This is a genomic window from Thalassoroseus pseudoceratinae (assembly GCF_011634775.1).
In the GTDB taxonomy this organism is placed as follows: domain Bacteria; phylum Planctomycetota; class Planctomycetia; order Planctomycetales; family Planctomycetaceae; genus Thalassoroseus; species Thalassoroseus pseudoceratinae.
Genome location: NZ_JAALXT010000001.1, coordinates 221,596 through 233,462 on the forward strand (window position 1 = coordinate 221,596; position 11,867 = coordinate 233,462).

The 11,867-nt window shown below is 55.2% G+C and carries 6 protein-coding genes; 2 read left to right on the plus strand and 4 right to left on the minus strand.

Going from position 1 to position 11,867, the window contains the following annotated elements; translation table 11 throughout:
- Nucleotides 1–104: 104 nt before the first annotated feature.
- The 3 genes from G6R38_RS00795 to pilM form a co-directional block, all read right to left on the minus strand.
- Nucleotides 105–2,315, minus strand: a complete 2,211-nt coding sequence (locus G6R38_RS00795) for a hypothetical protein (RefSeq protein ID WP_166819790.1) — start codon at nucleotides 2,313–2,315, stop codon at nucleotides 105–107.
- Between the two features lie 72 nt (nucleotides 2,316–2,387).
- Nucleotides 2,388–4,376, minus strand: a complete 1,989-nt coding sequence (locus G6R38_RS00800; RefSeq protein WP_166819791.1) for a hypothetical protein — start codon at nucleotides 4,374–4,376, stop codon at nucleotides 2,388–2,390.
- 151 nt (nucleotides 4,377–4,527) lie between these two features.
- Nucleotides 4,528–6,816 (minus strand): type IV pilus assembly protein PilM, encoded by a 2,289-nt coding sequence (pilM, locus tag G6R38_RS00805; RefSeq protein WP_166819792.1) that lies wholly within the window; start codon nucleotides 6,814–6,816, stop codon nucleotides 4,528–4,530.
- A gap of 553 nt (nucleotides 6,817–7,369) precedes the next feature.
- Between pilM and G6R38_RS00810 the strand changes: the two genes are divergently transcribed.
- Both G6R38_RS00810 and cmk read left to right on the plus strand, forming a co-directional pair.
- Nucleotides 7,370–10,222 carry a glycoside hydrolase family 38 N-terminal domain-containing protein gene (locus G6R38_RS00810; RefSeq protein ID WP_166819793.1) on the plus strand — a complete coding sequence of 951 codons (2,853 nt, stop codon included), beginning with the start codon at nucleotides 7,370–7,372 and terminating at the stop codon, nucleotides 10,220–10,222.
- A 119-nt stretch (nucleotides 10,223–10,341) separates the two neighbouring features.
- Nucleotides 10,342–10,995, plus strand: coding sequence for a (d)CMP kinase (gene cmk / locus G6R38_RS00815; RefSeq protein WP_166819794.1), 654 nt, complete (start codon nucleotides 10,342–10,344; stop codon nucleotides 10,993–10,995).
- Here cmk and G6R38_RS00820 read toward each other — a convergent pair whose 3' ends face one another.
- Nucleotides 10,996–11,535 carry an inorganic diphosphatase gene (locus G6R38_RS00820; RefSeq protein WP_166819795.1) on the minus strand — a complete coding sequence of 180 codons (540 nt, stop codon included), beginning with the start codon at nucleotides 11,533–11,535 and terminating at the stop codon, nucleotides 10,996–10,998.
- Nucleotides 11,536–11,867: the final 332 nt, after the last annotated feature.

Below are 11,867 nucleotides of genomic sequence, written 5' to 3' on the forward strand. Positions count from 1 at the left end.
TTGACGAGCCTTACAAAAAAAACAGCGAGTTCTCTGCTGACAGAGAAACTCGCTGGTGTTGCCGTACTGAAAGTCTAGTACGTTTGAGTGACAGATCGACTCGTCTAGTATCCGCCACCGGCAGAACCGCGACGTGCTCGGAGTCGGTTGCGAGCCGAACGAGAACCACTTCCCCGTTGTGCTCCCCCGTATCCATAGCCGCCTTCCATACCTTCGCCCATACCTTCGAAGCCCAACATTCCCTCACCACCTTCAGGAATTTCGGGGGCTTTGAGATACGCAAAGTAATCCATCATCTGCTTGATGTAGTCTGTCTTCGCGTTTCGCTCTCTGGCATCAGTTTCGGGACTGAGGACCTTCAACCGTCCGGATTGGTCAACCACCAACGCTTGTGGCATCATCCGGACCTGTCCACGTTGCGACGAAGGAATATTCAGGTCCGCATGGAGATCACCGGAACCCACACCGGGACCAGCCGAAGTGTCGATCGCCGATGGCTCGGTGTCGACGACGTAGTCGTTAGATTTGAAGATCACCGTTTGTTCTTCCAGCACCACTTGGGGTTCAACGACCTCGACGTCTTCTCGTCCGCCGATCATTTGCCCTGGTCGCAATGGAATCTTTGCGAGCACGGGTGTTCCGACATCTGGAAGCCATTGGATGATTTCCATTTCCGCTGTTGCCTCCGCACTGGAAGACCGCGGTGGTTCGACGTTGTTGACGTAGTAGTAAACGTCGCGGGGAACGATGGCTGCCGGTGACGGCTCGGACCAATCGGTTTCGCGGGTCGTTTCTTGCGCGACCTCTGGACGGGCAATTTGTTCCAATGGAAGTTGATAGTTGGGATTCGTCACAATAATACGAACTCGATAACGGTACGCAGCACCGGGTTCGACATCGAAATCGAAGAATCGGAACAGAATCAATTCAGGAATGCTTTGCAAAGCCGATTCCAGGTTGTTCATTCCCATCGCACCAACCATGCCAGTGCCGCCTTCGCCGCCGTATTCACGCTCCAACATGTTGACGAAGTTCCCACGTGCTTGGGGATTCGACGCCATCTCATCCATGATGCCGCGAGTGTTCACCGTCAGCAAACCCGCGAATCCCCCCTTTTCCACCACGACCGGCTGATCAATTGCGTCGGTCTCCATCATCTGTTGACTCTTTTGCAGCATCTCTGCCAACGCTTCGTTGGCGTCTCTCTCTTTTTCGGTCAACGTCTTCAGCCGTTTATGACCTGCATCTCGAGTGATCCAGTTTCGATCCAATCGTGCAGGCAATGGCATTGTGATCGATGGGTCGACGTCAGCTAGGTCGACAATGTCCGCATCGAAGTAATCCACTTTGTTGAGGATCCCCATCGCCAATTCTTTATTGATGGTTCTCCAATCTTCGTCCTTGTCGCTCCATGGGTTTGGTCCGGCTTTCGCCTTTTGACGTTGGATTTCGAAATCAGTGATCTGGAATTTCTGCAAGACCGACTGCCACTGCGTGCGATCACTTCGAGCTTCCGCAATGGCTTCCACCTGTTTGCGGTATGGGTAAACCAACCGAACCGAAACATAACGCTCGCCCTGGATATTGAATGTCGGAGCAGCAGTAGCCCCACCATATCCACCACCGCCCATCATGGTCATTTCCATTTCACCGCCGCCGTGTCCACCACCGCCAGGCAGTGCTCCGCCGGTTGGCATCGGCATTGGCCCCCGACCGGGTCCGCCACCACCGGGCAGTCCCATGGCGCCTTCGCCGCCGGCTGCGTTGTTCGGTCGTTGCCCAAATGGGTTGTCAAAATCTGCCGCTGGCTGACCGAAGCCTTCAATGCCTTCACCTTCACCACCAGGAAGTCCCGCGACACCTTCCATCCCCATGTTCATACCGGGGATTGCCATAGCGATCGCAATTTGGCCTGCATAAACTTCGGGGTCCTGCGGTGCGAGCCATTCCGGCTCCTGAATCTTCTTCTGCTGCCGGTGAAGTGGCCGTTTCAGTGGATGACCAGGCAGGAAGACGAACGGACGCACGTCAATTGGCCCTTGCCGTTGCGAGACCAACTCTTGAACGTTGTAAGCCGCCGGATACGCGATCTTTTCGGAATCGGGCCATGTCGCAGCCATCAACGTTTGATCTTCGGCGACCACTTGGTCCTTGATCTGCTGAGGCTGTTTCTCTTGGAAGGTGGACCATCGCGTGCCCCCGGCCACAATGAAGACCACGAGCAACCCCACGACACCCAAAGCGATCTTCTCGCCATGGTTGACGACCAACTGCTTCCAGTCGATGTTCTTGAGACCTGAGAGTGAAGGTTTCATAACGTGTTCATCCTAACGGAAAAAGTTGAGAGACCGAAAATCAAAACGCTCGGTGCTCCGACTGCGCCCCAATTAAGGATTCACAGGCGGACCAGAGGGAGGGGGATTTTCAGTCGTCGGCCCAGTAGCCGCGGGCGTGTTTGTTCCTGGTGTTGCGGGTTCGGTATTGCCAGTGGGCTGATCCGGTTTGCCCATCGGATTCGGCTGCGGACCGTTCCCCGGGGTAACCGCCGCCGGTGTTCCCGGTTGCGTTCCATTAGTAGCCGGCATTGGGTTGGCCGGATTCGGATTCGGATTGGCCGGATTACCGCCGTTCGCTGGTTGTTCCTGCCCCAACGGCATCGGAGCCCCGTCGGTCGGCATCGGTGTTTCCCCCTCGCCGGCCGGTAGTTGTGTTTGGTCGGGAGTCGCATTTTGCTGCGTCGCTTGTTGCTTGGCGACGTCCTCAGCTTCGGCTTCCTGGATGGCTTCCTCGTCGATGTCCGGTGAGGAGTACAAGGTCATCAAACCAGCGATCGCCACGTCGGCCAAATACGGATCTTCCATGGCGGCGTCCCAAAGTGTCTGTTGTTCGTCCGCATTCGGTGAAAGGACCACGCTGCCAGGACCGGCTCCACCACCAGCTCCACCACCAAATCCCATCGGACCTTCCGCGAGTCCACCACCCATGGGACTTAAACCACGGGGGCGACGTCGCAATGGAAGTCCGCCGCCTTCTCGTCCCATTCGTCGGCGGCCGCCTTGACCGTCGAGGTTCATCCCTTCGAAGTCATGGTGTTTCGAGACAAATTGCACTCGAAGCAATGTGACCGGCCATCCGCGACTAACAAGAGCCGCTTGCAAACGAGGCAAATCGCTATGCAACATGGTGACGTGGAGATAGAAACCTCGGGTTTTGTAGGGAAGTTCGGGGTCATCGTCGACATACCGGCGGAGATTCTGATTCCCTCCCACGCCATCGCCGCCCATCATCCCACCGCCCATCATTCCCCCGGGCATCATGTTGCCACCACCAGCGTAGCCGCCTCCGGGTGAGCCACCCATCGGATCACCACCCATGCCACCCGCTGCGACAGGTTGAGCGGAGCCAAAGACTGAATCAAGATCGTCGGCGAAATCGGCACTTTGTTGACCGCCGAGGCCCATCATGCCCCCTTCGCCCCCGCCCATGCGGTTACCAAACATAGCGCCACCACCGCCGCCACCTCCAGCGTATCCACCGGGTTCAGCCATGCCGGCCATTCCCATACCGCCATCCATCCCACCCGCGGCCGCAGCGTTGGGATCGGGTCGGCTTCCCCCACGAAGGAACAGGGTGTGGATTTCACGAATGGGTGCGTCGGAAACGCGTCGGGCACCGTCATTGACTTCTGCAACGGCTTCCAAGAGCGATTGAATCAACCACAGATCTTCCTGGGCATCCCACATTTCTTTTGGTGTTGGGGGTTCGGTTGCCCAACGAGATTTTGCATCAATGTGTTGGATACTGCTGGGGAACCAATTTTCCCCCATCCCAAGTCCCGTGCCACCGCCGCCAGCAAACTCTCGTCCACCTGGCATTCCACCACCGGCCATGCCGCCACCGAAATTGCCGGTACCACCATCCACCTTGACCAAGCCGGACTCTTCCCCACTGTAACTCACTCGATAGGGGCGAATTGTCGATTCGACAACATCCTTCACGAAATGGTCGGTGTAGGCAAAGCGGTAGTCTTGCAAGATGCTGTTGTTCACGCGATCGCGATAGGATTTCTCCGCCATGCGATCTGCGACTTCGGCTGGCCAGAACCAGAGTTGTTTCTGCTCTTCGTAAAGTTCTCGCTCCAGAACTTTCTGCCGTTCGGCTTGCCGTTCATTGACGAATTTGATGCCGTCAATATAGGTCTGATTCGGTGTATTCGCACCGCTAGGCGGAGCAAGTTTGGAGAGCGTATCCCAACGGGTTTGGATTCGCTCGGCGATCGCCCCACGGTCCATGAACCAACCGATCAACGGAATCAACAAGGCGATGCCGCTGATGATCCAGAACTTGTGTTTCAGGATGGGCTGCAATTTTTCCATGATGGCATCCGCGTCAAAAGTTGTTCGCTGTTGGGAAAGCCGATTGAACACTCATGTTTCAGCCAATCGGAATGTTTAAGTTTCCCAATTCTAAAGACATTGCTGATTGACCAGAAGTTCCGTTAACAAGACCAACCACAATTGATTTCCGTCAATATCCACCGTGACCACCGGGCATCATGCCGCCCCCGCCATCCATACCACCCCCACCCATGGTTGGAGCGGCGGCACTTGGCATGACGGCTTCGGTATCAAAGTGCTTGGTCTTGAACGCTGTGAACTTCTCTTCGGTCAACTCGATCTCTTGTTTCTCGGTATCCTCACCGACGAGTTTCCGTTTCTTAAGCTCTTCGTTGTAAGCAGTCACTTGTTCGGTCGCCTCCGTCATGGTGGCTTCCGGATTTTGTGACAGCAATTGCCACAGCAAGTTGTTCAAGTCGCGTTCGCCAAGTGGGGTCGGTTGCCATACGAATTGCAGGACAAATTTCCACTCAGTGACCTTCGTGGAACTGTCCAAGAGTTTTTGGTCCTCCGGTGAGAGACCACTCCCGGGACCGCCCCCTTCCATCGGGTTACCAGGATTGAACCGCATTGGTCCCCCCCCTTCCCCGAAACGGCCACGGCCGCCACCGGTTTGACGACTCTCCAGCATCTTTTGGATGCGAAGATCCGGGTTATACAGCCACTTTGAATCCTGGGTATCGATCAACGTGGCATGGCTGATTCCGATTTCCCGAATCGGGAAGCCATCTTCTGCACGCCAATCCTGAAGATTCTTCAGAAAGGTTGCTTCTTGGAACTTGTGGCCGTTCGCATGGAAGTGATATCCACGAATCGTCACCACGAACCCCGGCCCCTCGGGAGGTTTGCGATCGGCTTCTTTCATGTAGAGCGCGGCTGTCTCACTCAGCCCGGCGTACCACGTTTTCAGATCATCCATGTGTTCTTGAGTGATCGACTGAATGTGGATCCGATTCTGCTGTTTGAGGTCGCTTTGATTGGAATCGACTTCCTCTTTCGGAAGGGCTTCGTTGATCGCTTTGTAAAGCTCTAGCCACTGCGTTCGTGATTCCAGGTTTTGAATCAGGACGGCACCCTTTTCCATGATGCCGGCGTGCGTGCTTTGCTCCGCCTGATATGAGCTTTGATAACCGCTGACTTTCGATTGGAAATTCTCGACGGCCTTCTCAGCATCGCCGAAGCGATCCTCGCTGACCGACTTCGCAACCTGGGCGAAACCAATACCAGACAACGCGATTCCGCCGAGCAACGCGGCTGCAGCAGCGGCGGCCCACGGTTTCTTCGCCCGAATCTTCCGAGCGGTCACGATTTCCGGCGGCAGCAACGTGGTATGAATCCGCGTGAGCTTCAGCCCCTGCAACGCCAAGCCGTAGGGAACCGCGAACGTGAGAATGTTCTCTTGGAACATTGAACTGCCAGTGACCGCATCACCCGCGAGTTCATCGTATTTGGACAACCGGACGACGTCGTACTGCAAATTCTGATGCAAGAACTTTTGCAAACCGGCGAGTTTGAAACCGTTCCCGACCCCAATCACCTGTTTGATCTTCGCACTTCGATTAACGCTGGAGAAGTAGCCGATCGACCGTTGAATTTCTGAAACGTAGTCATTGAAGACCGGTCGCAACGCCTGGAACACGGCTCGTGGGTCCGGCGCTTTGGTCGCGTTACACTTGAGGTGTTCTGCTTTGGCGAAGGTCAATTTCATTTCCTTCGTCAGAGCGCGAGTAAAGTGATTGCCGCCGATCGGTACGTTGCGGATCCAAATCTTTGCACCGTTGGTGACCACCAGCGTCGTGTTATCGGCTCCCATGTCGAGGACGATGTTGTATTCATCCGTCGGTTCTTTGTCGCCATCCAGCCGCAACCCCATTTTGTCGTAACTGACCATGTTATACAGGGCCAGCGGAGCCATCTGGATACCGTCCGGCTCGATCTTTTGAGCCTGGAAATACTTCAGACGAGCGGCAATCTCATCCCGCTTCATCGCGAAGATGCCGACTTCAGCGTCGAGGAGGAAGTCGCTTTCCTCGCTACCAGCTGAGAGCACTTGGTAATCCCAAATCACGTCTTCCAACGCAAATGGGATCGTCTGTTTGGCTTCGTACTTGACGATCTCGGCGACTTTGTTACCCGGCACCGGTGGCAGGTTCACGAACTTCGCGAGAGCGGTTTGACCGGGCACACTGATGACGACCTGGTCACCTTGAACCGTATTTCGGGACAGGAATTCCGTAAGTGCCTGGGGAATCAGTTCTTCCGGCACAGCATCGGGCTGACTCAGAATCTTCGGATGGGCAATGTAGTCAAACGCCACCGCCACCACCTGATTCGCCGCTTCGGCGTACCGTAGGCGGACGGCTTTCAAACCGGCTTGACCGATTTCGATTCCCCAAACTCCGCCACCAGTTTCGGCCATGGTTCGTCTCCTATCCACTCACAACGCGATTCGCAAACGCGGTCGCGGCTCGGAATATTCGTCAATCAAATTGAACTGCAATGGTATCTGCCCAATCGGCCCCGATGATTCGGAACAAGATCGGAAATTGAGTTTCCAACCACGTATATACGGCAATCTCGTCACCCTCTGGCAACACCCGATTATCATACTTACGTTTGGAATCAATAAATTGATTGAGCAGCTTGAATCGTTTTCTCTTGTCGTCCACGTGACCGAGACAGACCCCGGACGCATCGGCTCAAGTGAAAGCTAACACGGGGTTTGAATAAAAGTCAACGAAAAACGCATTCTCGGCAGGTTCGCCTGGAACTCATGAAAAGACATTGCGGATGTTGCGGAAAACACCGTTGAGCGCTTGAGAATCATACGCACGACAGAATGACGAAGACTAGTCCCGAATCGTTCCCAAAATTCCAAAGAAATTTGCAGCATCGAAGTTTTCCCGGCAGATTCGTTATCATACCCTCTGAAAACGCCGTGAAACCTTTTGCCAATTGACAACCGGGCTGCCATGACCATCCGGAGCGTTACCGTTCTCATTCCCTGCCACAGTCTGGAAGACTTTCCCACAGAGCTTCCCGATGATCAGGCGACCAGTCTGCTGAATGCCTTTGCGGTCGCCTGGCATCCGCGGTTACTCGCTGCAAGTGGTGCGTTGCCGACTTGGGATCGATCCGACGAACCGCCGGACGATCTCGACGAACGGTTGTTCATCGTTCCCACGGCATGTGAAGAATGGCTTCCCGGCGGTTGGGTCGAACATGCCGAACTTCAGGGAGCGATTGTCATCTCCGGGCTATCCGACCGATCGGAAATGCTGGCGGAAATTGAGCGGATTTTGGGGTCAGAGAAGACAACGGACTCCGAATTTGTCGCTGACTTCCTTGCACTGGGCACGTGCTGGTTGCAAATGGAATTGCTCACGCGGCATATGCATCATTATAGCAATCTCGATGAGGTTCATCTCGAACGTGAGGCCGTCACCGCGGCTACCGCTGTCGAGAACAACGACCACGAAACGGCAAAGAAGCACCTCAAGAATGCGTTTGAAGAGTTGCTAGAGGCGCGGGAGCGATTCTACCCGATCGGTTGCTACATCATCGATCTTTGTTTGCTCATCCCACGATTGGCCGATGAGCAGTCGGACGCTCTGAATCAGTTGATGGAAGCCGATTACTCGGTCAATTTCGTGACGTCGGCCGAAGATTGGCAAGCCATCGCGGATAATCACAGTGAACTCGTTGAACGTGTGAAGTCACGTTGGACCGAGGACCGCGTGGATCTCATCGGCGGCGATCTTCGGGAAGCCCCGCTCACCTCCATGCCGATCGGTTCGGTTCTTTGGGAATTTGACCAAGGACGCCGCCGGTTTCAGCAACTCTTCAACCGCACACCGGTCGTATGGGGACGGCGACGATATGGTTTGTCGGGGCAGTTGCCACAAATCCTTTCGAAATCAGCATTTGAAGGGGCACTCCATCTAGTGATGGATGATGGTTTATATCCAGAAGAAGATGCCAGCAAAATTCGCTGGGAAGGGATTGATGGAAGCGGAATCGATGCGGTTTGCCGATTTCCTCTCACGGCCGAAGGTGCCGCAAGTTTCCTGCGGTTCCCGCTATTGATGGCGGAGTCGATGGAGCAAGACCAATCGGCGGCCGTATTGTTCGCTCGTTGGCCGGAGGTCAAATCGCCGTGGCTCGGTGATCTTCACCGGATGAATCGCTACGCCCCCGTCCTGGGCGAATTTGTCACGCTCACGAAGTTCTTTCGCGATACCGATCAACCGGTTCGCGTCTCGAACTTCGAGGCGAAAGAATACGCCCCACCGTTTTTCATTCAAACAGCGGCCCGTTTGCTGCCCGATCCACTGAGCCGATTCGCCGATCACGTTTCCCGACGAGAACGGTTCGAAGCAGGCCAATGGTGTTCGGCGATGTCGAAAGTACTGATCGGCCAACCAGTCGACGATAACCAAACCGCGGAAATCGAAGAACTCGTTGAGAAATCCAACCCCGACGCGGAAGCGGAAGACAAAAGCAACGTCGACGAAAAGCTTAATTCCTTTGTGCAGTCCGCCGGACGTGAACTGTCTCAGATCATCCTGCATGGAGCGGATAATCAACCGGGACTCCTGTTAATCAACACGCTCAGCGAGACGCGGACCGAGCCAATCGCCTTGGATGACTGGCCGAATCCACCGGCGATTAGCGGACCGGTGAAAGCCGTACAGTTCGACAACATGCGACGGACCGCAATTCTCGAGATTCCCGGTTCTGGGTTCGTTTGGCTTCCACGTGATGGAGCGGTCTCCAAATCCAAGTCGGAACCCGCGATGGCGGAGGAAAATGTGCTTCGGAACGAGTTTTTCGAAGTGAGCATCAACCCTACCACCGGCGGGATCGCGCGAATCAAGAACTACGGGCGGGTTCCGAATCGGCTCAGTCAGCAGCTCGCGTATCGTTTTCCGCACGAACGTCAGATTCCCGTTGGTGACGATGGCTACACGGAACCATCCTACTACTCGCGTATGGTCTGTCGGGATCTTTCGATCACCTCGACTGGGCCAGCGGTTGGTGAGATTGTGACGACTGGCGATTTGCTCGACGACGCCACTGACACCGTTTTGGCGGAATATCGGCAGACCGTGCGTGTCAGTCGTTTTCGACGCGTGGTCGATGTGGATATCGAATTAACACCCCGAAAAACCCCTGATGCGGACCCGTGGACCAACTACTACGCGGCTCGATTCGCGTGGCATGATCCGGGAGCCGTGTTGACGCGAGCCATTCAGCAGGGGGCACACGGGATTATGGGCGAACGGTTTGAATCGACCGATTACCTGGAAATTGCCTCCGACGACGACCGTACGACAATTCTCTTCCACGGTCTGCCAAGTCATCGAAAGACGGACACGCGAATGCTCGATTCCTTGTTGATCACGCAAGGGGAGTCACGACGCCAATTCAAGTTGTCAATCGCGGTTGACGAACCGTACCCCATGCAAGCCACACGAGCGGCCCAAACACCGATCGTCATGGTGCCAACGGAAGTCGGTCCGCCGAAATCTGGGAACACGGGTTGGCTGTTTCACATCAACGCCAAGAACGCCCAAGTGTTGCGTGTCTTGCCGGCAATGTCCGACTCGAAGAATCCCGAGTGGACCGCGAACGGTTTTGCCCTCCGTCTCCTCGAGACGGAAGGACGCAGTCGCAACGTCGTGATCCGCTGTTTTCGGAACCCACAAAAAGCCCGGACTCGTGACTTCCAAGGCCGCACGCTCGATACACTCGTCGTGAAAGACGACCAAGTCCATCTACCCATAGCCCCCTACGAAATCGCTGATGTCGAATTCGAGTTCTAGACGGTAATTCGGTCTTACGTGACTGATAAAGACGCACGTCCATTGTTTCCTGAAGTCTTCGGAACACATCACGCTTCGATCAACAGTAGCCTGCTTTAACTGAACAAGTCTAAAGTCCTATGATTGTGACAATCGACGGCCCGGCGGGATCGGGCAAAAGCACTGTGGCTCGGCAACTCGCACAGCGACTGGGATTCGAGTTTCTCGATACCGGTGCCATGTACCGCGTGGTTGGATTGCTATGGAGCCAAGGAGAACGAACGGATTCCGCGGCGATCGAAGTATCACGGAATGTGGTCATCGAATTCCATGACGGTCGCGTGTCGGCCAGCGGCAAGGACGTGACCGACGAAATTCGCACGGAAGCCGCCTCCGAAGCGGCCTCGATTGTCGCGGCGATTCCTGAAGTTCGTGAGTCAATGGTGCGACTGCAACGATTGGCAGCTTCGGGCAGAGACATTGTCACCGAAGGCCGCGACCAAGGCACGGTGGTCTTCCCGAAGGCGGAACGCAAGTTCTTCTTGGTCGCCGCTCCGGAAGAACGAGCCCGGCGGCGATTCGAAGACCTGCGGTCAAAGCAAACCGATTCTGATCCGGATGTCACCGAAGGTGATGTGCTCCGACAAATCCTGGAACGTGATCAGCGGGACCAGAATCGTGACGTTGCTCCACTCGTGCCCGCCGAGGATGCCATTTTGATCGACACCACTCAGGTCGATGTCGAAACCGTGATCACGCAATTGATCGAACGGATTCAAACGCCATCGCGTTGATCAAAATCCGCGACGCCGCTGAGTACTGTATCGGGCCAAGGCATCTTCAATGACCGGGTACGCTTCGGACGCTGGTTGGAACTCGTCCACTTCAACCGCTTTGCCTTCCAAGAGTTTGTAGTCTTGGAAGAACCGGCGAAGCATACTCAATCGATGCTGCGGAAGTTCCATCGCTTCGTTAAACGAGTTGTATTCCGGGTCGTGTGTGGCGACGGCCAGAATTTTGTGGTCCGGCTTGCCGCTGTCGATCATGGTCATCAACCCGATCGCCCGACTCTCCACAAGTGTTAACGGTGAGACAGCTTCCTGGCAGAGAACGAGCACGTCCAACGGGTCGTCATCTTCAGCCAAGGTCTGAGGAATGAAGCCATAGCTCGTCGGATAATGGACCGCGGAGTACAACATTCGGTCCATCTTGAGCAAGCCGGTCCCTTTGTCCAACTCGTACTTGACTTTCGACCCCTTGGGGATCTCGATCACTGTCATGAACGTGTATGGTGCCTGAGCCCCTGGCGTGACATCATGCCAAGCGTGAGTCATGATTCGTCCGTTGGAAGGAGAAAATGGAATGCGCGCCGCGATTGTAGGCACAATCGTCGCCTACGCAAAGCCCGGATTGATGAAGTCGCTTGCAACAAGTCGTTCCGGCGATTGGAGAAATCGCCACCTGCATGTTCACCCGACCACGCATGACGACGGCAATAAAAAAACCTACCGAATCGTGAGACCCGGTAGGAGCGTCGGATTGTTCGTGTCTTGGCAGGGGATGGGAGAGCGTTTCCCGGATGTTTGTAAGGGCAAACAGTCAACACGATCCGACGTCCAAGTTCCCTTTGGATCGGTCCTCATCCATGAGGTGAAGTCTTTTATCG

Excerpts from the sequence above, each read along its gene's own strand:
- G6R38_RS00810 (WP_166819793.1), top strand. The coding sequence starts at position 7,370 with ATGACCATCCGGAGCGTTACCGTTCTCATTCCCTGCCACAGTCTGGAA.
- G6R38_RS00800 (WP_166819791.1), bottom strand. The coding sequence starts at position 4,376 with ATGGAAAAATTGCAGCCCATCCTGAAACACAAGTTCTGGATCATCAGC.
- pilM (WP_166819792.1), bottom strand. The coding sequence starts at position 6,816 with ATGGCCGAAACTGGTGGCGGAGTTTGGGGAATCGAAATCGGTCAAGCC.
- G6R38_RS00795 (WP_166819790.1), bottom strand. The coding sequence starts at position 2,315 with ATGAAACCTTCACTCTCAGGTCTCAAGAACATCGACTGGAAGCAGTTG.
- cmk (WP_166819794.1), top strand. The coding sequence starts at position 10,342 with ATGATTGTGACAATCGACGGCCCGGCGGGATCGGGCAAAAGCACTGTG.
- G6R38_RS00820 (WP_166819795.1), bottom strand. The coding sequence starts at position 11,535 with ATGACTCACGCTTGGCATGATGTCACGCCAGGGGCTCAGGCACCATAC.